Source organism: Sphingomonas sp. DMC8 (assembly GCF_056314185.1).
Genome location: NZ_JBQUYV010000005.1, coordinates 168,540 through 193,040, shown reverse-complemented (window position 1 = coordinate 193,040; position 24,501 = coordinate 168,540). Strand labels below are relative to the sequence as shown.

Annotated in this window: 21 protein-coding genes and 1 riboswitch; of the genes, 9 read left to right on the top strand and 12 right to left on the bottom strand. The window is 65.8% G+C overall.

The window, feature by feature from the left end; translation table 11 throughout:
• Positions 1 to 97: 97 nt before the first annotated feature.
• Positions 98 to 1,492 (bottom strand): HlyD family type I secretion periplasmic adaptor subunit, encoded by a 1,395-nt coding sequence (locus ACT53K_RS12025; RefSeq protein ID WP_476228892.1) that lies wholly within the window; start codon positions 1,490 to 1,492, stop codon positions 98 to 100.
• Positions 1,489 to 3,675, bottom strand: a complete 2,187-nt coding sequence (locus ACT53K_RS12020) for a type I secretion system permease/ATPase (protein WP_476228890.1) — start codon at positions 3,673 to 3,675, stop codon at positions 1,489 to 1,491. Before ACT53K_RS12020 ends, ACT53K_RS12025 begins: the two co-directional genes overlap by 4 nt.
• Before the next feature lie 652 nt (positions 3,676 to 4,327).
• Between ACT53K_RS12020 and ACT53K_RS12015 the strand changes: the two genes are divergently transcribed.
• The 7 genes from ACT53K_RS12015 to ACT53K_RS11985 all read left to right on the top strand — a co-directional run bounded on the left by ACT53K_RS12015 (position 4,328) and on the right by ACT53K_RS11985 (position 11,837).
• Entirely contained in the window at positions 4,328 to 5,746 is a 1,419-nt protein-coding gene (locus tag ACT53K_RS12015; protein WP_476228888.1) for an exopolysaccharide biosynthesis polyprenyl glycosylphosphotransferase, read from the top strand.
• A gap of 60 nt (positions 5,747 to 5,806) precedes the next feature.
• Positions 5,807 to 6,685, top strand: coding sequence for a glucose-1-phosphate thymidylyltransferase RfbA (gene rfbA / locus ACT53K_RS12010; protein ID WP_476228887.1), 879 nt, complete (start codon positions 5,807 to 5,809; stop codon positions 6,683 to 6,685).
• The gene (rfbC, locus tag ACT53K_RS12005; RefSeq protein ID WP_476228886.1) at positions 6,682 to 7,248 is read left to right on the top strand and encodes a dTDP-4-dehydrorhamnose 3,5-epimerase; all 567 of its coding nucleotides are present in this window, start codon (positions 6,682 to 6,684) and stop codon (positions 7,246 to 7,248) included. Before rfbA ends, rfbC begins: the two co-directional genes overlap by 4 nt.
• Positions 7,249 to 7,251: 3 nt before the next feature.
• Positions 7,252 to 8,310, top strand: coding sequence for a dTDP-glucose 4,6-dehydratase (rfbB, locus tag ACT53K_RS12000; protein ID WP_476228885.1), 1,059 nt, complete (start codon positions 7,252 to 7,254; stop codon positions 8,308 to 8,310).
• Positions 8,310 to 9,200 carry a dTDP-4-dehydrorhamnose reductase gene (gene rfbD / locus ACT53K_RS11995; RefSeq protein ID WP_476228884.1) on the top strand — a complete coding sequence of 297 codons (891 nt, stop codon included), beginning with the start codon at positions 8,310 to 8,312 and terminating at the stop codon, positions 9,198 to 9,200. Before rfbB ends, rfbD begins: the two co-directional genes overlap by 1 nt.
• A gap of 91 nt (positions 9,201 to 9,291) precedes the next feature.
• A complete protein-coding gene (locus ACT53K_RS11990; RefSeq protein WP_476228883.1) occupies positions 9,292 to 10,842 on the top strand; it encodes an alpha-N-arabinofuranosidase in 1,551 nt (516 codons plus the stop codon).
• 86 nt (positions 10,843 to 10,928) lie between these two features.
• Positions 10,929 to 11,837: a DMT family transporter gene (locus ACT53K_RS11985; RefSeq protein WP_476229052.1), complete on the top strand. Its 909-nt coding sequence runs from the start codon at positions 10,929 to 10,931 to the stop codon at positions 11,835 to 11,837.
• On the opposite strand, the gene ACT53K_RS11980 is transcribed toward ACT53K_RS11985, so the two are convergent.
• The 7 genes from ACT53K_RS11980 to gcvT all read right to left on the bottom strand — a co-directional run bounded on the left by ACT53K_RS11980 (position 11,812) and on the right by gcvT (position 20,388).
• Entirely contained in the window at positions 11,812 to 12,435 is a 624-nt protein-coding gene (locus tag ACT53K_RS11980) for a DUF938 domain-containing protein (protein WP_476228882.1), read from the bottom strand. The two genes, ACT53K_RS11985 and ACT53K_RS11980, sit on opposite strands and share 26 nt — an antisense overlap.
• A complete protein-coding gene (locus tag ACT53K_RS11975; protein ID WP_476228881.1) occupies positions 12,432 to 12,935 on the bottom strand; it encodes a CcdC protein domain-containing protein in 504 nt (167 codons plus the stop codon). The genes ACT53K_RS11980 and ACT53K_RS11975 overlap by 4 nt, the downstream gene beginning before the upstream one ends.
• A 185-nt stretch (positions 12,936 to 13,120) precedes the next feature.
• Complete coding sequence (locus ACT53K_RS11970) at positions 13,121 to 15,466, bottom strand: S9 family peptidase (RefSeq protein ID WP_476228880.1); 2,346 nt, start codon at positions 15,464 to 15,466, stop codon at positions 13,121 to 13,123.
• Positions 15,467 to 15,785: 319 nt separating this feature from the next.
• On the bottom strand, positions 15,786 to 17,360 hold the full coding sequence (gcvPB, locus tag ACT53K_RS11965) for an aminomethyl-transferring glycine dehydrogenase subunit GcvPB (protein WP_476228879.1): 1,575 nt from the start codon (positions 17,358 to 17,360) through the stop codon (positions 15,786 to 15,788).
• Positions 17,357 to 18,715, bottom strand: a complete 1,359-nt coding sequence (gene gcvPA / locus ACT53K_RS11960; RefSeq protein ID WP_476228878.1) for an aminomethyl-transferring glycine dehydrogenase subunit GcvPA — start codon at positions 18,713 to 18,715, stop codon at positions 17,357 to 17,359. Before gcvPA ends, gcvPB begins: the two co-directional genes overlap by 4 nt.
• A gap of 136 nt (positions 18,716 to 18,851) precedes the next feature.
• A complete protein-coding gene (gene gcvH / locus ACT53K_RS11955) occupies positions 18,852 to 19,223 on the bottom strand; it encodes a glycine cleavage system protein GcvH (protein WP_476228877.1) in 372 nt (123 codons plus the stop codon).
• A 1-nt stretch (position 19,224) separates the two neighbouring features.
• Positions 19,225 to 20,388, bottom strand: coding sequence for a glycine cleavage system aminomethyltransferase GcvT (gene gcvT, locus ACT53K_RS11950; protein WP_476228876.1), 1,164 nt, complete (start codon positions 20,386 to 20,388; stop codon positions 19,225 to 19,227).
• Between the two features lie 162 nt (positions 20,389 to 20,550).
• Positions 20,551 to 20,641, bottom strand: a riboswitch (glycine riboswitch).
• Positions 20,642 to 21,061: 420 nt separating this feature from the next.
• Between gcvT and rplJ the strand changes: the two genes are divergently transcribed.
• Together rplJ and rplL are read left to right on the top strand one after the other, a co-directional pair.
• On the top strand, positions 21,062 to 21,577 hold the full coding sequence (rplJ, locus tag ACT53K_RS11945) for a 50S ribosomal protein L10 (RefSeq protein WP_476228875.1): 516 nt from the start codon (positions 21,062 to 21,064) through the stop codon (positions 21,575 to 21,577).
• 60 nt (positions 21,578 to 21,637) lie between these two features.
• The gene (gene rplL / locus ACT53K_RS11940) at positions 21,638 to 22,018 is read left to right on the top strand and encodes a 50S ribosomal protein L7/L12 (protein ID WP_476228874.1); all 381 of its coding nucleotides are present in this window, start codon (positions 21,638 to 21,640) and stop codon (positions 22,016 to 22,018) included.
• Between the two features lie 73 nt (positions 22,019 to 22,091).
• On the opposite strand, the gene ACT53K_RS11935 is transcribed toward rplL, so the two are convergent.
• The 3 genes from ACT53K_RS11935 to ACT53K_RS11925 all read right to left on the bottom strand — a co-directional run bounded on the left by ACT53K_RS11935 (position 22,092) and on the right by ACT53K_RS11925 (position 24,449).
• Complete coding sequence (locus tag ACT53K_RS11935) at positions 22,092 to 23,099, bottom strand: hypothetical protein (RefSeq protein ID WP_476228873.1); 1,008 nt, start codon at positions 23,097 to 23,099, stop codon at positions 22,092 to 22,094.
• Between the two features lie 147 nt (positions 23,100 to 23,246).
• Positions 23,247 to 23,747 (bottom strand): hypothetical protein, encoded by a 501-nt coding sequence (locus ACT53K_RS11930; RefSeq protein ID WP_476228872.1) that lies wholly within the window; start codon positions 23,745 to 23,747, stop codon positions 23,247 to 23,249.
• A 141-nt stretch (positions 23,748 to 23,888) separates the two neighbouring features.
• Positions 23,889 to 24,449, bottom strand: coding sequence for a hypothetical protein (locus ACT53K_RS11925; RefSeq protein ID WP_476228871.1), 561 nt, complete (start codon positions 24,447 to 24,449; stop codon positions 23,889 to 23,891).
• Between the last annotated feature and the right edge of the window lie 52 nt (positions 24,450 to 24,501).

Here is a 24,501-nt window from a genome sequence, read left to right as displayed (position 1 = left end):
AAGAATCTACATCTTCGCCGACAGCGAGACCCGCCGCCTGCGGCGGCGGACCCACCCCCGGCCCCTCCCTTGCAGGGAGGGGAGCGAACGAACCCTCTCACCGCTCGTGCAGCGCGTCGGTCCCCGTTTCCAGCACCGGGCCGACCAGGTAGCTGAGCAGCGTCCGCTTGCCGGTGACGATGTCCGCCGAAGCGAGCAGCCCCGGGCGCAGCGGGATCTTCGCGCCGTCGGCAGTGATATAGCTGCGGTTCAGCGCGATCCGGGCCTTATAGGCGGGCGGCTGGCCTTCCTTCACCTGCACTGCCTCGGGCGCGATCGCCGTCACCGTGCCGCCGATCATGCCGTAGCGGGTATAGGGAAAGGCCTGGAGCTTTACCTTCACCGGCATGCCGGTGCGGACGAAGCCGATGTCGCGGTTCTGGATCATCACCTCGGCTTCCAGCCGGGCATTGTCGGGCACGATCGACAGGAGCGGCTTGGCGCCTTCGATCACCCCGCCTTCGGTATGGACGCTGAGCTGCGACACCGTGCCGGACACCGGCGCGCGCAGTTCGCGGAACGAGCTGCGCAGCGTGACCTTGGCGAGTTCCTCGCGCCGGGCGCGGACATCGTCTTCGGCCTTGACCAGATCCTGCAGGATCGCGGCGCGTGCCTCTTCGCGTGACTTGAGCGAGCCGCTGGCGGTACTGCGCGACTGTTGGGCGAGCCGCGACACGCTGGCGCGGGCGGCGGCGAGATCCTGACGCTCGGAAATGAGCTGGCGGCGCATCTCGACGACGCGCAGCTTGGAGACATAGCCCTTGGCGGCCAGCGTCTCGTTGGCGGCGATCTGTTGTTCGAGCAGCGGCAGCGACTGTTCGAGCTTGCGGACCTGTGCCTGCGCCTCGGCCGAAGCGGAGGCAGCGGCGCCGCTGTCCGAACGGCCGCTCGCCGCCATCGCCTCGATCTGGCTCAGCCGGGCGCGGGCGAGGCCGCGATTGGTTTCGACATCGGCCGGCGTCGCACCATCGGGCGCGACGAAGCGGAAGCCCTTGCTGTCGAGCGCGTCGATCACCGCGGTGTTGCGTGCCACTTCCAGTTCGGCGCTGAGCAGGCCGACGCGCACCTGTTCAGCCTCGGCGGTGGAGACGGTGGGATCGAGCGCGATCAGCACCTGGCCCTTCTGCACCTTCTGCCCCTCACCCACCAGGATGCGGCGGACGATGCCGCTTTCGGGCGACTGGACGATCTTGGTCTCACCCACCGGGGCGATGCGCCCTTCAGTGGGGGCGACGACCTCGACCTTGCCGAAGGTGAGCCACAGGCCCGTTGCCGCCAGCCCGACCAGCATCACCCGGCCGGTGATGCGCGCGGTCGGCGATACCGGCCGCTCGACGATCTCGAGCGCGGCGGGCAGGAATTCGGTATCGTAATCGCGCTCGCGATGCCCGATCAGCGGGCGGAGCAAGCCACGGCCGCGCTGGGCGGCGTCGAACGGAACGACCGCGTTCATGCGGCAATCTCCCCAAGGCCGCTCTGGCGGCGATACAGGTCGGCATAGCGGCCGCCCAGGCGCAGCAAGTCCTCGTGCCGCCCGCTTTCGACGATCCGGCCCTGTTCCAGCGTGATGATCCGGTCACAGGCGCGCACCGCCGACAGGCGATGGGCGATGATGACCATGGTGCGCCCGGCCGAAATCGCGCGCAGGTTGGTCTGGATCAGCTCCTCGCTCTCGGCATCAAGCGCGGAGGTCGCTTCGTCGAACACCAGGATGCGCGGGTTGCCCACCAGCGCACGGGCGATCGCCAGCCGCTGGCGCTGGCCGCCCGACAGGTTGACGCCGCGCTCGACGATCTCGGTGTCATACCCGCGCGGCTGGCGCAGGATGAAGTCGTGCGCACCGGCCAGCGTCGCCGCGCCGACGATCCGCTCGAACGGCATGGCGGGGTTGGACAGCGCGATATTCTCGCGGATCGTACGGCTGAACAGCAGGTTTTCCTGCAGCACCACGCCGATCTGGCGACGCAGCCAGGCGGGGTCGAGCTGGGCAACATCCACTTCATCGACCAGCACCCGGCCGATATCCGGCGTATTGAGGCGCTGGAGCAGCTTGGCCAGCGTCGACTTGCCCGAGCCGGAGGAGCCGACGATCCCCAGCGAAGACCCTGCCGGAATGTCGATGGTGATGTCGCTCAGCACCGGCGGCGTGTCTTCGCTGTAGCGGAAGCTGACATTCTCGAACCGGATTGCGCCACGCAGCACCGGCAGGGTGGCGGCCGAGGCGGGACGCGGTTCAACGGGATGGTTCATCACATCGCCCAGCCGCTCGATCGCGATGCGGACCTGCTGGAAGTCCTGCCACAACTGCGCCATGCGGACCACCGGCCCCGCGACGCGCTGGGCGAACATGTTGAACGCGACCAGCGCACCGACGGTCATCGCCCCGCCGATCACCGCCTGCGCGCCGAAGAACAGGATCGCCGCGAAGCTGAGCTTCGAGATCAGCTCGATCGCCTGGCTGCCCGTGTTGGCGACGTTGATCAGCCGCTGCGACGATGCGGTATAGGCGGCGAGCTGATGCTCCCAGCGGTTCTGCCAGTGCGGCTCGACCGCGGTTGCCTTGATGGTGTGGATGCCGGCGACGCTTTCGACGAGCAGCGCGTTGCTGGCCGAGCTTTTCTCGAACTTGTCGTTGACCCGTGCGCGCAGCGGCCCGGCAACAGCGAACGACACCAGCGCATACGCGACCAGCGACACCAGCACGATGCCGAACAGCATCGGCGAATAGAAGAGCATCGCCGCCAGGAAGACGACGGTGAACAGCGGGTCGATCATCACGCTGAGCGATGCGTTGGTCAGGAACTCGCGGATCGTCTCCAGCTGGCGCACACGGGTGACGGTGTCGCCGACACGGCGCTTCTCGAAATAGTCGAGCGGCAACGCGAGCAGATGGCGGAACAGGCGGGCGCCCAGCTCCACGTCGATCTTCTGCGCCGTCTCGGTGAAGATGCGGGTGCGGATCCACCCCAGCGCCACTTCCCAGACCGACACCGCGAGGAAGGCGAAGGCGAGCACGCTCAGCGTGCTCATGCTGTTGTGGATCAGCACCTTGTCGATCACGCTCTGGAACAGCAGCGGCGCCGCCAGCCCCAGCAGGTTGAGCGCGAAGGTGATGCCCAGAACTTCGAGCAGAAGGCGGCGATAGCGCTGCATCTGCTGCACGAACCAGCCAAAGCCGAACCGCGCGCCCGGCGCGGCAACCGCACGGGTGGTAAGCAGGATCAGCGTGCCCGACCACAGCGCGTCCAGTCCCTCGCGGTCGACCTGCTCCGGGGCCTGCCCGGCACGCTGGATGATGACGCCATGTTCGGTCAGCCCGCCGATCAGGAACCAGCCCTCGGGGCCTTCCGCGATCGCCGGAAGCGGCTGCCGGGCTAGCGCACCGCGCGGCACCTCGACCGCCTTGGCGCGCACGCCGTGATGGCGCTTGGCAAGCCGGATCAGATCGTCAGCGCTGGCCGCATCGGCATGGCCGAGTTCGTGGCGCAGTTGCTCGGGCGTGACGCCGATGCGGTGCACCGCCAGCAGCGCCGAAAGCGACTGAAGGCCCGACTCCCGCGCGGCGCTTTCGCGTTCGGCCGTGGCTCCAGCCGCAAGGGCGCTTCGCAGGCGCGCCTGCAAATCATCGCGTATCATTTCGGGACACAGCCTCCGACAAGGGTCGTTTGCGGGCGACTCTGACCTACTTTGGTAAACGCTCAGTTAATTATTAACGCCCGCACTACTACCTAGCTAAATGGCTGTTTCATAGCCATTTCACGAACACACGGGTCGGCGCTGAATTCCGGTAGCCGGTCGCATTGCCGAAGGAACCTAATCTCCGCAAATGCGATATTAACGCAAGGTAGCGCTGCGCGCATTGTGCAGACGCGCCTGTGTTCCGGGAGGCGTCATGTTCGCGCCAGCACTGTCGATTCGCGCGTATCGGCAAATCGATGACAGGATGGGCCCGCTGGTCCCAGGCCAAGGATCGCCACTTCCATTGCTGGCGAACGCCCCACCGCACCGACGCCCGCAACTTTACTTACCTTTGTTATTCCACATTTAATACACTTTCTCTAGAGAAGCGGCTTCGGCGCGGAGGGATGCCGGGCGCGGCAAAGGGTATGGATTGCTCGCAATAACCCGGCTCATAGCATTGTTTTAATTATCCTTCTTCGTCCCAGAATTAGACCCGCTGGTCGCACTGGTTGGTATTATGGCTGTGGGGGAGGGCTATGGTGCGATGCAACGGACCGACTCGGCCGCTGAAAATGCGTTTATTCCGTTGAGGGAATCCGGCAAGGCTATGAACGCTTTCGAAGCACAGCGCACGTTCGAGGCGCATGGACGGGCGGACGTACACGCAACGGTCCCGCATCCACCCCGGACGATGTGGCGCAAGTCGTTGTTGCGGCTGATGCTCTATATCGAACTGGTCCTGCTGGACGGCGTTGCGGTGCTGCTCGGCTTCTGCCTTGCCGCCTCCGTACGCGAGGGGCATTGGCTTTCGCTGGCGGGCGTCAATGTCGGCTTTTTTGTCCTTCCGATCACGCTGGGCATTGCAATCGCGAGCGGCACTTACTCCATCCACGCGCTGCGCTATCCGCTGAGCGGCATCAAGGGCATACTTTCCGCCTTTTTCTTCGCGATCCTGGTCGTACTGCTCGGCAGCTATTTGCTGACCACCGAACTGCCGCTGTCGCGCGCGCAGCTCGTCGCCGGGGCGTTCTGCGCGCTATTGCTGATCGCTGCCGGCAGGCTGGTGTTCCGCAGCCACGTACGCCGTACGACCGGCGGCAAGCTGCTCGACGAGCTGGTGATCGTCGATGGCGTGGCGATGGACGTGGCGGAAGGCGCCGTCGCGCTCGACGCGCGGATCGTCAACCTCTCTCCCAACCCGCGCGATCCGCAGATGCTCCAGCGGCTAGGCAACACAGTGATGGGGTTCGACCGCGTCGTCGTCGCCTGTACCGAGGAGCGCCGCGCCGTCTGGGCGCTGCTGCTGAAGGGGATGAACATCAAGGGCGAGATACTGGTGCCGCAGTTCCGCGCGCTGGGGGCGATCGGCGTCGACAGCTATGGCGGGCGCGACACGCTGATCGTGTCGCAGGGCCCGCTCAGCATGCCGAACCGCGCGAAGAAGCGCGCGCTGGACCTGGCGATCACCCTGCCCGCGCTGATGGTGCTGGCACCGCTGATGGTTCTGGTGGCGATCGCGATCCGGCTGGAATCGCCGGGGCCGGTATTGTTCGCGCAGGACCGCGTTGGCCGCGGCAACCGGCTGTTCAAGATCTTGAAGTTCCGCTCGATGCGCGTCGCGCAGTGCGATGCGAACGGCACCGTATCGGCCAGCCGCGATGACCAGCGCATCACGCGGGTCGGCCGGTTCATTCGCCGCACCAGCATCGACGAACTGCCGCAGCTCATCAACGTGCTGCGCGGCGACATGAGCGTAGTCGGTCCGCGCCCCCACGCGCTCGGCTCGCGCGCCGCCGATCACTATTTCTGGGAAATCGATGAGCGCTATTGGCATCGCCATTCGCTGAAGCCGGGCATGACCGGCCTTGCCCAGATTCGCGGCTTTCGCGGCGCCACCGACAAGCGCGCCGATCTGGTCAACCGGCTACAGGCGGATATGGAATATATCGACGGATGGGACATCTGGCGCGACGTGACGATCCTGGTGAAGACGCTGCGGGTGATCGTACATTCCAACGCATTCTGATAGGCGGTGGCGAACCTGCCGCATGGCGGGCCCGCGCCGGGGTGGAACGAAGGGGGTTTGATGAAGGGGATTATTCTGGCGGGCGGCAGCGGCACCCGCCTGTATCCGGCGACGTTGTCGATCTCGAAGCAGTTGCTGCCGGTCTATGACAAGCCGATGATCTTCTATCCCCTGTCGGTGCTGATGCTGACGGGTATCCGCGACATTCTGGTCATTTCCACGCCGCGCGACCTGCCCCTGTTCCAGGCGCTGCTGGGCGACGGGTCGGCCTTCGGCATCAACCTCAGCTATGCCGAGCAGGCAGCGCCCAACGGGCTGGCTGAGAGTTTTATCATCGGCGCGGACTTCGTGCGCGGTGGCCCCAGTGCGCTGATCCTGGGGGATAACATCTACCATGGCGAAAAGATGGGCGAGCGCTGCCAGGCGGCCGCGGCAGAGGCGGCAAAGGGCGGTGCGAATGTGTTCGCCTATCACGTCGACGATCCGCAGCGCTACGGCGTCGTCGGCTTCGATCCCGACACGGGTATCGCCACCAGCATCGAGGAAAAGCCCGCCCAGCCCAAATCCAACTGGGCAGTGACGGGCTTGTATTTCTACGACCAGGATGTCGTCGACATCGCCCGCTCGATCCGCCCTTCGGCGCGGGGCGAGTTGGAAATCACCGACGTCAACCGCACCTATCTTGAACGCGGCGACCTGAAGATCACGCGGCTGGGGCGCGGCTATGCCTGGCTAGATACTGGCACGCATGACAGCCTGCACGAGGCCGGCGCCTTCGTCCGCACGCTCGAACACCGCACGGGCGTGAAGATCGCCTGCCCCGAAGAAATTGCCTATGAAATGGGCTGGCTGAGCGCGGAAGATCTGCTGCGCCGGGCCGCTGGCCTGGGCAAGACCGGCTATGCCGACTATCTGCGCAAGCGGGTGCAGACGGCATGACCGAGGTACGCCACCTGCCGCTCAAAGGGCTGATGGAACTGACGCCCCCCAAACATGGCGACCATCGCGGCTTCTTTTCGGAAGTGTTCAAACAGTCCGTGCTCGACGCCGAGGGTGTCGACGTCCGCTGGGTGCAGGACAATCAGAGCTTCTCCGCCCAGGCGGGCACGGTGCGCGGGCTGCACCTGCAGGCGCCGCCCTTTGCCCAGGCAAAGCTGGTGCGGGTGCTGCGCGGCGCAATTTATGATGTGGCGGTCGATATCCGGCGCGGCTCGCCCACCTATGGCCAGTGGATCGGGCTGGAGGTCTCGGCCGAGAAATGGAATCAGGTGTTGATCCCCAAGGGCTTTGCCCATGGCTTCATGACGCTCGCGCCGGACACGGAGATTCTCTACAAGGTCAGCGCCCGCTATGCGCCGAACGATGAAATGGCGATCCGCTGGAACGACCCCGATCTCGCCATCGAATGGCCGGACATTGGCGTAGAGCCGGTCCTTTCGGCGAAGGACGCGGAGGCGCCGCCCTTCGCCAGCTTCAACACCCCCTTCTTCTACCAGGGCTGAGCGATGCAGACCTTTCTCGTCACCGGCGGCGCCGGCTTCATCGGCTCGGCCGTGGTACGCCACCTCGTTCGCCAGGGCGCGCGCGTCATCAATCTCGACAAGCTGACCTATGCCGGAAATCTGGCGTCGCTGACCGCGATCGAGAATGCGCCCAATTACCGCTTCGTCCAGGCCGATATCGGCGACCTCGCCACGGTGTTGCCGTTGCTGCGCGAAGAGCAGGTCGATGTGGTGATGCACCTCGCCGCCGAAAGCCATGTCGATCGCTCGATCGACGGCCCCGGCGCGTTCATCGAAACCAATGTCGTCGGCACCTTCCGGCTGCTTCAGGCGGCGCTTGACTATTGGCGCGGGCTGGAAGGCGAGAAGCGCGACGGCTTCCGCTTCCACCATATCTCGACCGACGAAGTGTTCGGCGATCTGCCGTTCGATAGCGGCATCTTCACCGAGGAAACGCCCTACGCCCCCTCCTCGCCCTATTCGGCATCGAAGGCCGCGAGCGACCATCTGGTTCGCGCCTGGGGCCATACCTATGGCCTGCCGGTGGTGCTGTCGAACTGCTCGAACAACTACGGGCCGTTCCACTTCCCGGAAAAGCTGATCCCGCTGACCATCCTCAACGCGCTCGAAGGCAAGCCCTTGCCAGTCTATGGCAAGGGCGAGAATGTCCGCGACTGGCTGTATGTCGATGACCACGCCAAGGCGCTGGCGACCATCGCCACCAAGGGACGGGTCGGCGAGAGCTATAATGTCGGCGGCCGCAACGAGCGGACCAACCTGCAAGTGGTGGAGACGATCTGCGACCTGCTCGACCAGCGCGTGCCGCTGGCCGACGGCAAGAAGCGCCGCGAACTGATCACCTTCGTAGCCGATCGCCCCGGCCATGACCGGCGCTATGCGATCGACGCAACCAAGCTGGAAACCGAACTCGGCTGGAAGGCCGAGGAGAATTTCGAGACCGGCATCGCGCGCACGATCGACTGGTATCTCGACAATGCATGGTGGTGGGAGCCGATCCGATCCGGCAAATATGCCGGGGAGCGGCTGGGCCAGACGGCCTGATGCGCATCCTGATCACCGGACGCGACGGCCAGATCGCGCAGAGCCTTGCCGAAGTCGCGCAGGGACACGAGCTGGTGTTCGCCGCGCGGCCGGCGCTGGATCTTGCCAAGCCAGAGACGATCGAGGCGACGGTGGCGCGTGTCCATCCCGATCTGGTCGTATCCGCCGCAGCCTATACGGCGGTGGACAAGGCGGAAAGCGAACCCGATATCGCCATGGCCGTGAATGGCGAGGCCCCGGGCGTGCTGGCCCGCGCTGCGGCACGGATCGGCGCCCCCGTAGTGCATCTTTCAACCGACTATGTGTTTGACGGCAGCCTCGACCGTCCCTGGCGCGAAGACGACCCGACCGGCCCGCTAGGCGTCTATGGCGCCACCAAATTGGCGGGTGAGGAAGCGGTGTGGGCATCGGGCGCCGATCACGCCATTGTCCGCCTTGCCTGGGTGTATAGCCCGTTCGGCCATAATTTCGTGAAGACCATGCTACGGCTGGCGGAGACACGCGACAGTCTCAGCGTGGTCGAAGACCAGCGTGGTTGCCCGAGTTCCGCGCTCGACATTGCCGGCGCGATCCTCGCCGTCATCGCCCATTGGCAGCAGCATGGCGCGTCGCGCGGCACCTGGCATTTCGCCGGTGCAGGCGAGACCGACTGGGCCGATTTCGCGCGCGCGATCTTTACCGAGAGCGAGAAGCACGGCGGCCCGACTGCCAGCGTCTCCGGCATTCCGACCAGCGCCTATCCCACCCCGGCCCGGCGGCCGGCCAATTCGCGGCTCGACTGCAGCCGCTTCGCGCAGGACTTCGGCTATCGGGCACAGCCCTGGCGCAGCGCGCTGGCACCTGTGGTGGCCCGCATCCTCGCGGAGACACGCACGCCTGCGCAACAATAAGTCTGAGTAATTTTTCTTGCCGCCCGCGCGCCGCTCGGTTTACCAACGGCATGCGGGGCGCTTCCTGCCCGCCACAAGTTCGGGGCCAAGAATGAAAACTCGTCCGCTACTCCACGCCTTGCTGCCTGTCCTTGCCGGGCTCAGCCTTGCTTCCGGCGCGCGTGCCCAGGAAACGGTGATCGTCCATGGCAGCCAGCCGGCGCCGAAGTTCGACCGGCACCTGTTCGGCCAGTTCGCCGAGCATCTCGGCCACGGCATCTATGGTGGCATCTGGGTCGGGACCGACAGCAAGATTCCGAACATCAAGGGCTATCGCAAGGACGTTATCGATGCACTGCGCGAACTGCGCGTGCCGGTGGTCCGCTGGCCGGGCGGCTGCTTCGCTGACGAATATCACTGGCGCGAAGGCATCGGCCCGCGCGCCAAGCGCAAGGTGAAGATCAACACCAACTGGGGTGGCGTGACCGAGAACAATGCCTTCGGCACCCATGAATTCATGGACTATAGCGAACTCGTCGGCGCCGAGCCCTATGTCTCGGGCAATGTCGGCTCCGCCCCGCCGTTCGAAATGGCCGAATGGGTCGAGTATATGACCTCGCCCACCGGCTCCAGCCTCGCCAAGGAGCGCGCTGCGAATGGCCGCGCCAAGCCGTGGAACCTCACCATGTTCGGCCTGGGCAACGAACTGTGGGGCTGCGGCGGCAATATGGAGCCGGAATATGCCGCAGACGTGACGCGCCGCTATTCCACCTTCGTCAAGGTGCCGGACGGGCAGAAGCTGATGAAGATCGCCAGCGGCGCCAATGCCTCGGACTATAATTGGACCGAGGTGATGATGCGCAAGGCCGGCAACCATTTCGACGGCATCGGCGTGCATTACTACACCATTCCGTACGAGTGGTCGAAAAAGGGCGCGGCGACCGGGTTCGACGAGGACCAGTGGGCGCGCACGCTCGCCAAGACGCTGAAAATGGACGAATATGTCACGCGCCATGCGGCGATCATGGATAAATATGATCCCGCCAAGCGCGTCGCGCTGCTCGTCGACGAATGGGGCACCTGGTACGATGTCGAACCCGGCACCAACCCCGGCTTCCTCTATCAGCAGAACTCGCTGCGCGACGCGCTGGTCGCCAGCCTGAACTTCGACATCTTCGCCCGCCACACCGATCGTTTGCGCGGCGCGAACATTGCCCAGATGGTCAATGTGCTGCAGTCGATGCTGCTGACCGACGGCGCCAAGATGGTCCGCACCCCGACCTATTGGGCGTTCGACCTGTACAAGGCCTATCAGGACGGCACCGTGCTCCCGGTCGAAGTGAAGTCACGCTGGTACAGCAAGAACCAGTGGACCATGCCCGCCGTAAGCGCCAGTGCCGTGCGCGGCACCGACGGCGTCATCCATATCGGCATGACCAATGTCGACCCCAACGCGCCGGCCACAGTGACGGTGAAGCTGGAGGGCGTCGCCGGCAGCCAGGTGAGCGGCCGCATCCTGACCGCACCGACGATGGACGCGCACAACACGTTTGACGCCCCCGATGCCGTGAAGCCGGCCGCCTTTACCGGCGCCAGCCTTTCCGGCGACACGCTGACGGTGACGCTGCCGTCGAAATCGGTGGTGATGCTCGACCTGCGATGACCTTTGTGCGGAGGCGCCGGCAATGCCCGGCGCCTCCGCATGAAACAGGGTTGCTGCCCGGCGCCGGCATCCCTAACCCGGTTCTCGTGTCGAACGAGCGATCCGACCGTGTGATGAAGGGGCTGGCGCTGCGGCTGTTTGCCATCGCCTGCCTGTCGACCATGTCGGCGCTGGTGAAGCTTGCCGAAGCCCATGGCGCCACGCTGGTGGAAAGCATGTTCCACCGCCAGTTCTGGGCGGTGCCGCTGGTCACGCTATGGGTGGCGATGGGCCCCGGCCTTGCATCGATCCGCACGCAGCGCTTCGGCGCCCATGTCTGGCGCACCGCCATCGGCCTGACCGGCATGATCTTCACCTTCGGTGCGGTCATCCTGCTGCCGCTGGCCGAAGCGCAGACCTTCCAGTTCACGGTCCCGATTTTCGCCACGCTGCTGGGCGCGCTGGTGCTGGGCGAGCCGACCGGCTGGCACCGTTGGGGCGCCGTGATCCTGGGCTTTGCCGGCGTGCTGATCGTCGTCCATCCGGGCGGGGAGGCGATACCGCTGTTCGGAGCCGTGGTCGGGCTGCTCGCGGCGCTGTTCGTTGCCATCGTAGCGATCACGCTGCGCCAGATCGGGCGCACCGAAAGCTCCGGCACCACCGTCTTCTGGTTTTCACTGCTGTCGGTCCCGGTACTCGGCGTCTTCTACCTCTTCCATTTGCGCGCGCACGACGCGGTTACCTGGGCATTGCTGATCGCGACCGGGCTCGTTGGCGGCGTCGGGCAACTCGCGCTTACGGGCGCGATGCGCTATGCGCCGGTCTCTACCGTAGTGCCCATGGACTATTCGGGGCTGATCTGGGCGACACTCTATGGCTGGCTGCTGTTCGGCGCACTGCCGACGACGGCGACCTGGCTGGGCGCCCCGGTGATCATCGCCAGCGGCCTCTACATTGTGTGGCGCGAGCACAAGCTGGCGCGCGAGCACATCAGCTACGACGAAACACCACTATAAGATTGTTTGCCGGCATCTCGACCAGCCGATCGAACGCCAGCCCTTCGGCTGCGGCGGCCGCTTCCACCGCCTCCAGGTCGCGCAGCCCCCATGCGGGATTACGCGACTTGAGCGATCGGTCGAACGCCTCGTTCGATGCTGCGGTAGGCACGCCGGCACGACGATAAGGACCATACAGGATCAGCGGCGCGGCCGGCGGCAACAATCGCCCTGCCCCGGCCATCAGGCCAAGTGTCGCCTCCCACGGGCTGATATGGACCATGTTGATGCAGAGCAGCGCATCCGCGGCGGACAGGGGCCATTGAACCGCGCCCGCATCCAGCGCCAGCGGCGGCCGGACATTGGCCAGCCCTTCACACCATGCCGCTATCGACGCCAACGCCTCGGGGTCCGGGTCACTGGGCTGCCAGACAAGCGTGGGAAAACGCTCGGCGAAAACGGCGCAATGTTCGCCGCTGCCGCTCGCCACTTCCAGGACAAAGCCGACCGGCGGAAGCAACTCGTCCAACACCGCCGCAATCGGCGCGCGGTTGCGAAGCGTCGCGGGAGCGTGGCGCCGCACGCCTTCGCGCGGCGCCAGCCAGGCCCGATCCGTCACGCGATGCCGCGGGCGCGGGCCAGCATCCTCCGGCCACGAATATACATCTCTACCCGCATCGCCGTGAACAGACCCAGCGCCATCATGCTGAACGCTTGCGTCAGCAGCATCACGTTGAGGTGCAGCGCCGAACCTTCCGCCTGGCCGATCATCTTCATGCCGATCAGCGCGACGATGAACAATAGGCCGCCAATCGACGCCTTCTGGTTGAGCTGGTGCGTCCCGGGATCGACGGTCAGCTGCATCAGCTTGCCCCGCTGCCAGCCGAGCGCGGCCCCGACGACCAGCGCGGCGGCGCACAGCGCCCAGCCACCCAGGCTCGGCCGCGTCTGCACGAACAAGCTGACGACTAGCAGCGCGTAGAGTGCGGGAATGATCCACAGCCGCTCAAGGGTGAGCGGCCGCGCCTTCGACATGCGGCGCAGGCGGAACGCGAGTACCAGGGCCACCACCAGCGCGGTGATGCCGTAACGGATCAGGTGCGGCGTATCGAACTGCATGCGAATCCCCCCGGAGGCGACGCGGCGCAACATAGGGCGAACTGCGGTGGGGTCAAAATCCCGCAGGACCGACGCCAACGTCATCCACTCGCCGGCCCGCAACTCCGCCGATCGAAATCCGCAGTGCGCTTCCGCGGACCGCGCTGTTTAACGCGGCCCTCCGCCTGCCCCCGGCTTGCGCGACTTCACTCGCCGGCGCCCGGCCTTCCGATCTTGAACTCCTTCGGCGGCGTCGCTCCCATCAGATTCTCGACGAAATAGTCCCACCGGCGCCGCATCATGTAATTGGATTGATCGCCGTAGCCGTGATGTGCGCGCGGAAACAGGACCAGATCGAAATCCTTGTTTGCCTTCTCCAGCGCATCGACCACCAGCAGCGTCGAGGAAACGGGCACATTGTCATCGAGCATGCCGTGCGCGAGCAGCAGCTTGCCCTTCAGGTTCCGGGCAATGTCCTGATTGGCCTGCAGGTCGTAGTTCGTCTTGCTCCCGTTGGTCTCCAGCAAGCCGAGATACTTTTCGTAGAAATCGTCCTCATAATTGCGGTTGTCGTGGTTCCCGCTTTCGGCGATCCCGACCTTGAAGAAGTCAGGATAGAGGAACATCGCGGCCGCGGTCGCATTGCCGCCGCCCGAATGGCCCCAGATGCCCACGCGGTCGATGTCCATCCACGGGTTCCGCTTGGCCAGATCCTTGATGCCGCTGACCTGGTCGGGGACAGCCTGCTTGCCCATGTCGTGATAATAAAAGTCCTGGAAGGTCTTCGACCGACGCGGCGTTCCCAGCGCGTCAATCTCCACGACGGCAAAGCCCAGCTGCGCCAGCGCCCCCGCATCCCCCATCGACGGGGAGAACTGCCGCGAGGCGATCGTCCCCATGAACGGGCCCGGATAGATATAATCGATTACCGGATATTTGCGCTGCGGATCGAGCCCAGCCGGCTTGAACAGCAGGCCGTAGCACAAAGTCTTGCCGTCGCTGCACTGAACGGCAATGCTCTCCGGCGCCTGCCAGCCCGCCGCCCGCAACCGCGTCACATCGCCTTTCGCCAGCGCCTCGACCACCGATCCGTCCGCACGGCGCAGCACCGCGGTCTGCGGCTCTTGCGGCGTCGAGTAGATGTCCACGAAGTAGCGTCCGTCGCTCGACGGGATGGCGATATGGTCCTGCGGCTCGGGTGTCAGCAGCTTGGGTTTGCCGCCCTTGAGGTTGAGCGCATAGATACTGCGATAATAGGGATCGACGCCCGGCTCCCTTCCGACCCCGGCGACCAGCATCTTGCCCGAGCGCTCGTCGAGATAGACCAGGTGGTCGACGTTCCACTGCCCCTGCGTAACCTGCCGCACGAGCTTCCCGGTGCTTGCGTTGTACAGATAATAATGGCCCCAATCATCGCGTTGCGACCACCAGAGAATCTCACCGCGCTCGGACAGGTAGCGCCAGTTGATTTCTTCGTCGTTGTAGCCGCTGTCGAACCAGGTCGGCACCGTCTCGGTGAAAACGTCGCGCACCGCACCGCTGCTCGCGTCGGCGATGCGCACCGTCTCCACCTTGTGGTCGCGCGAAGTTGACACGAAGGCGAGCGTCTTGCCGTCCTTCGACCATTGCATGTCCTGCGGGCCGTCACCGCACACGACATCGTCGCACAGTGAAGACCGGTGCAGATCCGGCTGCATTTTCAAACGGATCACCTGCGCATTGTCCACATCGACAATGACGCGCTGAATGCGAATGATCTCCTTGTCGCCCACAAACGGGTACTTCCACGTATCCGTCTTCGAGTGGCCAACCTGCGTCGTCGTGGTGGTGAAGTCGGCCACCGCACGCTGATCCTGCTGGAAAGTCGCCAGCTTCTTGGAGTCAGGGGACCAGATCACGATCGCCTGATCCGAATGCTTCCAGCCAGCATTGTCCGTCGCGTAGCCGAAATCCTTCACGCCATCGGTCGTCAGCTGACGCTCTGCCCCGGTGCGCATGTCCCGTACCCACAGATTCCAGTCGCGCACGAAGACCGCGCGCTTGCCATCTGGAGAAAGCACCGCCTCGGCAGGGCCGCGCCGGGCCAGATAACCTGCAATCTGCCCGGCGTTCGGCGCAGCCGACTCCTTGCAACCATAGGGCTGCGCCATGGCGCAGACATACCGCTTGCCACCAACGCTCAGGACCGCGGTGTTCTTGTCGAGATCCGGCTCAAAGCCCTCGATATAGAGTTTCGTCGGGTCCGCTGCCTTGAGCCCGGCCGCCTGCAGCGATTCCCGCAGCGCCTTCGCCTCGAACGCCGGTGCCTTGGTGCCCTTGGTCGCATCGACCAGCATGATCGTCGGCACGCCATGGTCCATGTCCACATACCAGAAGTGCCGCGCGTCTATCCAATGCGCCGAGCGCACCGCATGGTCGACCAGCGGCGCCGTCCACGGGCTCAACTGGTGCATGGCGCGCGTATAGTCGGCGGCCGTCACGGCCGGCCGTTGTTGCGCGGTCGCCGTGCTGGCGGTGATGGAAGCCAATAGGCAGCAGGCGATCAAACGCATCGAGAAACTTTCCGAAGGAGAGGATCCGGCAACACGCGGGAAGGATCGACGACGGCTCGTCACTCCCGTCGCTCACCCGCGCGGCCCGACTGCAGCGCAACGGGCGAAGGCTTTTATGCAGGCCGGTGGCGGTGATCGCAATAGCCCGGGCCACCAGGCGAATGGTGGGTGGTCGGCGTGAGCTCGGCAGGCGTCACCCACAGCCCTCGCGGCGCGTGGAGCTGCGCCTAACCAAAACGCAAAACGCCGGTCGAACGCTTCCACGTCCGACCGGCGCCTGCGACCCGGGAGTTTCCCCCGCCCGGTTATCCTTGGTCGTTTATTCCGCCGCCTCGGCCGGCGCCGCGTCCTTATACGCCAGCACCGGCTTGCGCGCGGCCAGCGTTTCGTCGAGCCGGCGGCGCGGTGCGAAGTGCGGTGCAGCCTTCAGCGCCGGCTCGCCGTTGCGGGCGCGCGCGGCGACCGAGCGGAACGCGCCGATGAACTGGTCGAGCGCCGCCTTGCTCTCGGTCTCGGTCGGCTCGACCAGCATCGCGCCATGGACGACGAGCGGGAAATACACCGTCATCGGGTGATAGCCCTCGTCGATCAGCCCCTTGGCGATGTCGAGCGTCGAGAAGCCCTCGGGAAGGCCCTTGTCGCTGAAGATCGCCTCATGCATGCACGGGCCGGTCTTGGCGAAGGGCGCGTCGAGCACGTCCTCCATCGAGCGCAGCACATAGTTCGCATTCAACACCGAATCCTCGGCGACCTGGCGCAGGCCATCGGCGCCGTGGCTGAGGATATAGGTCAGCGCGCGGGTGAACATGCCCATCTGACCGTGGAAAGCGGTCATGCGGCCGAAGGTGCCGGCATGATGCTCCTCGGCATTCTCTTCCTCGACGAGGCGATAGCCGTCCGCCGTCTTCTCGACGAAGGGCAAAGGCGCATAGGGCGCCAGCGCCGCCGACAGCACCACCGGCCCCGAACCCGGGCCGCCGCCGCCATGCGGGGTGGAGAAGGTCTTGTGCAGGTTGATGTGCATCGCATCGACGCCGAGATCGCCCGGGCGAACCCGGCCGACGATCGCGTTGAAGTTGGCGCCGTCGCAATAGACATAGCCGCCCGCCGCATGAACCGCGTCGGAGATTTCCTTCAGGTCCGGCTCGAACAGCCCGCAGGTGTTCGGGTTGGTGATCATCACGCCGGCAATGTCCGGCCCCAGCCGCGCCTTGAGCGCCGCCACGTCCACCCGGCCTTCCGGAGTCGCGGGAATGTCCTCCACCGCGAAGCCGGCGAAGGCCGCCGTCGCCGGGTTGGTGCCGTGCGCGCTCTCCGGCACCAGCATGATGCGGCGCGCGGTCTCGCCCTTGGCGTCGAGCGCGGCGCGGATCGCCAGCACGCCGCAGAGCTCGCCATGGGCACCGGCCTTGGGGCTCATCGCCACTGCCTGCATGCCGGTGAGCGTGATCAGCCAGTGCGCGAGCTGGTCGATCGCCTCCAGCGCGCCCTGCACGGTATCGACCGGCTGGAGCGGGTGGATGTCGGCGAAGCCCGGCAGGCGCGCCATCCGCTCGTTGAGGCGCGGATTGTGCTTCATCGTGCAGCTGCCCAGCGGGAACAGGCCGAGGTCGATGGCATAGTTCTGGCGGCTGAGGCGAGTGTAATGCCGCACCGCTTCCGGCTCTGACAGGCCCGGCAGACCGATCGCCTTGCTGCGCTCCATGCCGCCCAGGCGCGACTTGCCCGCGGGGGCTTCAACAAAATCGACGCCGGTGGTGTCGGCCGAACCGATCTCGAAGATCAGCGCCTCTTCCAGCATCAGCGCGCGGTTGCCGGTGAAGGTTGCCTCGGCATTTCCGCCATCCTGCGACGGCGTGGTGGGGCGCCAGCCCGACGGATTGATCGTGCTCATGCCAGCACCTCCTCGAGTGCGGAGGCAAGCGTCTCGACGTCCTCCTCCGTGGTGGTTTCGGTGACCGCGACGACGAGGCCGTTCTGCAGCGCCTCGACGCCCGGATAGAGCCGCCCGAGCGACACGCCGGCCAGGATGCCCTTGTCGGCCAGCTGGCGCACGACGGGCCGTGCTTCCTTTGACAGCTTCAGGGTGAATTCGTTGAAGAACCGGTCGGTGACCAGTTCCACTCCGTTCACCTCGGCCAGGCGATCGGCGGCGGCGCTGGCGCCGACATGGTTCAATTCGGCGAGCTGGCGCAGACCTTTCTCGCCCAGCAGCGTCATGTGCACCGACATGGCGAGCGCGCACAGCACCGAGCTGGTGCAGATGTTCGAGGTCGCCTTTTCGCGGCGGATATGCTGCTCGCGGGTGGAGAGCGTCAGCACGAAGCCGCGCTTGCCGCTGGCGTCGACGGTCTCGCCACAAAGGCGGCCCGGCATCTGGCGGACCAGCTTTTCCGAGCAGGCGAACAGGCCGACATAGGGGCCGCCGAACTGGAGCCCGACGCCCAGCGACTGGCCCTCGCCGACGACGATGTCCGCGCCCATTTCGCCCGGCGCCTTGATCGCCCCCAGCGCCACCGGCTCGGTGACGACGGCGATCAGCAGCGCCTTCTTGGCGTGGCAGGCATCGGCCAGCGCCGACATGTCCTCGATGCGGCCGAGAATGTCGGGGTACTGGACGACGACGCACGAGGTGTCGACGTCGATCGCGTTGATCAGGTCGAGCGTGTCGGGCTCGGGGCTCAGCACCGGCAGGCTGGTGACGAGCTGGTCGCCGGTGAAGCGCGCCATCGTCTTGGCGACCGAGACATAATGCGGGTGCAGGCCGCCCGAGAGGATCGCCTTGCCGCGCTTGGTGACGCGGCGGGCCATGGTAATCGCTTCCCAGCACGCGGTCGAGCCGTCGTACATCGAGGCGTTGGCGACGTCGCAGCCCAGCAGCCGAGCGACCTGGCTCTGGAACTCGAACATCATCTGCAGCGTGCCCTGCGCGATTTCCGGCTGGTAGGGCGTGTAGGCGGTGAGGAACTCGCCGCGCTGGATGAGGTGATCGACCGAGGCCGGCACATGGTGGCGATAGGCCCCTGCCCCCAGGAAGAACGGCGCTTCGCCGGCCGCCAGATTCTTGCGGGCGAGCGCCGTCATGTGGCGTTCGACCGCGAGCTCCGACGCATGCATCGGCAGGCCGGCGATCGGGCCGCTCAGGCGGGCGCTTTCGGGCACGTCGACGAACAGATCGTCGATCGACTGGGCGCCGATCGTGCCAAGCATCGCCTGACGGTCGGCCGGGGTAAGGGGCAGGTAGCGCATCGTTGTTCCTTCTTCCCTCTTCTCCCCTTCCGCTTGCGGGAGGGGTCGGGGGAGGGGCTGAAAGTTCTGCGGGAAGGACTAGCGGCTGCCACCCCCTCCCCTAACCCCTCCCGCAAGCGGGAGGGGGAGAGTCAGATCACAGCTTCGCGACGAAGGCCTGGTACTTGGTCTCGTCCATCAGTTCTTCCAGCTCGCTGGTGTCGGCCAGCGTCATCTTGAAGAACCAGCCGTCGCCTTCGGGATCCTCGTTCACCAGCGCAGGGTTGTCGGCGAGGTCGGCATTGCCTTCGATCACCGTACCCGCAACCGGCGCGTACACGTCGGATGCCGCCTTCACGCTCTCCACGACCGCGGCATCGTCACCCTTGGCGAATTCCTTGCCCTCTTCGGGCACTTCGACGAACACGATGTCGCCGAGCTGGCTCTGGGCGTATTCGGTGATGCCGACCGTCGCGATATCGCCGTCGACATCAATCCACTCATGATCTTCGGTAAAATAACGGCTCATGTCACGCTCCCTTTCGGACATAGCGGTGGGGTACGAAGGGCATCGCAACGACCTCCGCGGAATGCTGCTTGCCCCGCTGGACAAGCGTAATCTTGGTGCCGGCCGCTGCAAGCGCCGACGGCACATAGGCCATCGCGATCGGCTTCTGCACGCTCGGCGCGAAGCCGCCCGACGTGACCTTGCCGACTTCCGCGCCCGAGGCATCGACCACCGCCGCGCCCTCGCGCACCGGCTGCCGGCCCTCGACGATCAGGCCGACGCGCTTCATGGCGCTGCCCTGCTCACGCTCGGCGAGGATGCGCTCGGCACCGGCGAACCCGCCCTCCTCGCGGCGGCGCTTGGACAGCGCGAAGCCGAGATCGGCAGCGACCGGCGTGGTCTCCAGGTCGAGGTCATGGCCATAGAGCGGCAGACCGGCCTCCAGGCGCAGCGAGTCGCGCGCACCCAGGCCGATCGGCTTCACTTCGGGCTGTGCAGTCAGCAGGTCGGCAAACGCCTCGGCGGCCTCGCCCGGCAGCGAGATTTCGAACCCGTCCTCGCCGGTATAGCCCGACCGGCTCACCCAGAGCGGGTTGCCGTTCCACTCGAACGCCCCGGCGGTCATGAACACCAGCTTCTCGACGCCCGGCAGCACGCGGGCGAGCGCGGTGACCGCTTCCGGCCCCTGCAGCGCCAGCAGCGCCTGATCTTCGAGATGGTTGATCGTCACTTCGTCGGGCAGGAATTCGCGGAACACGCCGAGATCGTCCCACTTGGTCGCACCGTTGACGACCATGTAGATCGTGCCGCCCTCGATCTCGAAAGCGTTGTCGGCGGGCAGGCGAGTCATCATCAGGTCGTCATGGATGCCGCCCTCTTCGCTGAGCAGCAGCGAATAGCGCATCCGGCCCTCGCCCAGACCCTTCACGTCGCCCGGCAGCAACTTCTCCAGCCCTGCGTCGAAATCCACGCCCGAAAAGAGCAGCTGGCCCATATGGCTGACGTCGAACAGTCCGGCATGCTCGCGCGTCCACAGATGCTCGGCCATGATGCCTTCATACTGGACCGGCATCGCATAGCCCGCGAACGGCACCATGCGGCCGCCGCGCGCACGGTGCCAGCCGTCGAGCGGCAACGTCTCGATCGGGGCTTCGCCGGCAAGGGCGTCTTCGACGGTATCGGACATCAGGCACTCCGCGCATCAGGGGTTCAATGGCACGCCCGGGCGCGCTCGCCCGGCCTGCACCATCGCCCCCTCTGTCACGGAACCTGAGAGCTTTCGCCGGCGCGCCGGCTTACCCCTTCGGTGGAACCTGGCCACAGGGGCCGGCTCGCTTTCCAGAGTGTCGTGGCCTGCGCGGTCCTCGGTGCCTGAGAGATTCCGGGGCGGTTGCTCCTTCGGCGATCCGGCGAACCGGATTCTCTCCCGCGCATGCCCATGCCGGTCGCCCGGCATCGACGCGCCAAGCCTTGGCCGGTGGGCCGGGCGGAGTCAATCGGGATATGCGGTAAAAATGCCGCACCGCGACATGCGGCGAGAATAGTGCAAACAGATGCCGCGTTGACTCGCGACTGGAATCGTCTATGAGCGCGCTTCCTCTTTCGGGAGGAATCCGTCCGAGACAGCGAGTGACCGGAATATGCCGGTCTTAATCCCTCGCCTAGACGGGGACAGAATTTTCCGGCGGCTTCACCTGCGCGTCTGCGCACGGTCCGAAGCGTTCCGGGTCACGCCCAGGGATATAATCCCCGGCCTCGTGACGATCCTTCCCCTCGGACAATTGAGCCTGGCCCATTTCGGTGGGTCGTAACCGGGGCATCCCCTTTGCGGGGGCTGCCTCATGTATGAGGAGACCGGCATGGATCGTTCCCAGAAGGCCGACGCCGTTGCCGAGCTGAACCGCACCTTTGGCGAGGTTGGCGTGGTGGTCATCACCCGCAACCTCGGGATGACCGTCAAGCAGTCGACGGACCTCCGCAACAAGATGCGCGAAGCCGGTGCGAGCTACAAGGTCGCGAAGAACCGCCTTGCCAAGATCGCCGCTCAGGGCACCGACTATGCGGTGCTCGCGGACCTGCTGACGGGTCCGACGGCGCTCGCCACTTCCGTCGACCCCGTGGCAGCTGCCAAGGTGGTCTCGGACTTCGCCAAGACGACCGACAAGATCGAGATCGTCGGTGGTGCGATGGGCGGGCTGCTGCTGGATGCGGCGGGCGTGCAGGCACTGGCTTCGCTGCCGTCGCTGGACGAACTGCGTGGCAAGCTCGTGGGGCTCATCGCAGCGCCCGCGACCAAGCTCGCAACCATCGCCCAGGCACCGGCCGCGCAGATCGCGCGCGTGCTTTCGGCTTACGCCGAGAAGCAGGCTGCCTGAGCTTCGGCATCAAGCGACGTTTATTTTATCCCGAAACTTTTGAATTGATTGGAGTTTAACATGGCTGACCTCAACGCAATCGTCGACCAGCTTTCCGCGCTGACCGTTCTCGAAGCCGCCGAGCTCTCGAAGCTCCTCGAAGAAAAGTGGGGCGTTTCGGCCGCCGCTGCCGTGGCCGTTGCGGCTCCGGGTGCGGGCGGTGGCGCCGCTGCTCCGGCCGCTGAAGAGAAGACCGAATTCGACGTCATCCTGACCGGCGACGGCGGCAAGAAGATCAACGTCATTAAGGAAGTCCGCGCGATCACCTCGCTCGGCCTGACCGAAGCCAAGGCGCTGGTCGAAGGCGCGCCGAAGCCCGTCAAGGAAGGCGTGTCGAAGGACGAAGCCGAGAAGATCAAGAAGCAGCTTGAAGAAGCCGGCGCGACCGTCGAAATCAAGTAAGCTTCCTGGCCTTTACAGGCACGGAAACACGAAGGGGGCGGTCCGGCGACGGGCCGCCCCTTTTCATTTGCGGCTATGCCCTTGCTTGCGCGCGATAGCGGCTGGCGGCGAGCGCAGCGGGAGGCGGCCGGTCGAGCCAGATCGGGCCCGGTTTCGTCCCCTGCCCCGCACTTCCCAGCAGGAAGTCGACGCCAAAACGGCGAATGCTGAGCCCCGAGCGCCAGCGCAGATCAAGCATCAGCATTGCCACGAACATCGGCCGATTGCCGAGCTGGACCACATGGAGCTGATCGCGCCGCAGCGTGAGCCGCGCCGGCAGACGGATGCGCATGCCCGGGCCCAGATCGATCGGGCCGGCCTCGCTCTGCGGCGGCGGCCCGGCATGGAAAGCCGCGCACCAGCGATCCTGATCCGGACTGGCGCTGACGAGCGCGAGCGCCGGGCGAATCCCCTCAGCCGCCTGCGTCTGTGGGTTGGTGAGTTCCAGTTCCAGATCGATCGCCACGACATCGGCCGCGAACTGGATGCGCGCACTGGCCAGGGAAATGGCGAAGGGATCGCCCTGCGCAGCAGCCGGCGGCGGTGCGATAGCGACAGGCTCGACAGGCGCCGCCGGTTCGTCCTCCTCCTCGCCCGTGCCACTGCGACGGCGCACCAGCAGCCATCCTGCCGCGAACACCACCAGCAAAGTCGCAGCGCCGGCGAGCCAGGGCCAGATTTCCGGCGACGAAGCCGGAGCCGGCACTGGGGCGACAGGTGAAGGCGTTGGCGTTGGTGTGGGCAAGACCGGCGCCACCTGCACCGGCGAAGATGTCGGCGCGGGTGTCGGCGACTCGGTCGGACGCGGTGTTGCCGTACTGCGCGGTTTGGGCGCCGCTGTCGGACTCGGACGGGGCGACTGCGTCGGCACCGTCACCGGTGTTACGAGCGGACCGGGTGTTGCGGTGGTCGTTGGAGTCGGCGTCGGCTCGGGCGTGCCCGGCAGACGAAAGCGCTCGGGCAGCACGCCGGGGATCGCCTGCACTGTGGGCGCTGGCGTCGGCTGCATCTGCGCATGGGCGATCGGCGCAGCCATCGCCACGGCAAGGGCCCATGGCCATATTCCCCGGTGTCGCCCCGTTCTCACCGCCTCCGCGTGACCGGGCGCAGGTGAACAAGGGCTGCACCGTCCAGCGCGTCAGCAATCGGCGCGATGACCCGTGACAAAGGGGCGGCAGAAGGCACGCCGTCAGCGGCTACGCTGCAGCGTCTCTGCCTTGATTCGCAGAATGCGCGCGCGCTCAATCCGGGCGCGGTCCAGTTCTTCGCGTTCGGCGCGCTCGAACTCCTCGCGCTCGCGATCCTCACGGGCCATGCGCTCGGCGATGCGCAGCCGGATCGCCTGCAGCTCCGGGGAGACATCCTCCACCCCCAGCCGGGCGCGCAGTGCCTCGCGGGCGCGGAGGGTTTCCGCTGCGGCGATTCGGTCGGACCAGTGGCGGGGCCGCTCCATCGCCTTGCGCCCCGCTGCCAGACGGCTGGCCAGCCGGTATCGATGAAACATGCGGAGGGCGTGGCGCCCGCACAGCAATCCGGTCCCGATGCTCAGTGCGATATAGGCGACGGCATTCGCCTGCGGCCGAACCGCGACGATCATCACCATCAGCCAGCCGATGCCGAACATCAGCAGCATATAGCCGAGAAACTCCAGTGCCAGATTGCGATACTGGCGGATCCCCGCAGACAACATGATGCGACTCCCCGGCCGTCCCCTCTCCTGCCGCACGAGGCGGCGACAGGCCGGTGATCCGACGGCGATTATTCCTTCGCACTTACAGCATGGCCGTCGTTAACGGAGTATGATGCAGCAATCCTTGCCGGCTCGGTAATCCTACGGAGCCTCCGTCTCTTTGGGCGCCGCCTGAAGCCGCTCGGCAATCTTGGCGCGGATCGCATCGACGTCGAGGTCATGCGCCTGGGCAAGTTCCGCCGCGAGCGCATCGAGCTTGGCCTCTTTCGCTTCGTCCTCCGCCACGCCCGATCCTTCGGTCGCCTCGCGTGCCTTTTCCGGATCGATGCCGAAAAATTCCGCCAGCGCCAGCAACTTCGGCACATTGTTTCCGGCAGCTTCGATGCGCTCCTGGGCTACGCGCTCTGCCCAAGCGCGGGTATCCGGCGCCCGCCGCTGTGGCGCCGCCGGGTCGGCGGGCTGGGCGATCAGCAACTGGCCGAAGCGACGCAGTGCCCGGCGGTATCGCAAATACATATAGGCGGCATAAGCGCCGGTGCAGAAGGAAATCAGGATGCTGGTGTTGATATAGATCTGCGAATGCGCCTGCGGCCGCAGCAGGACGAGCACATACATGGCCGCGCCGACCATCGTCATGTAGACGAAGTAGATCAGGAACTCGATGGCCTCACGCAGATAGGCGCGAGTGGGTACGATCCGCATTGGTGCACTCCCACACGGCCCCGCGCCCGCCCTTCGAACGCAAGCCCGAATA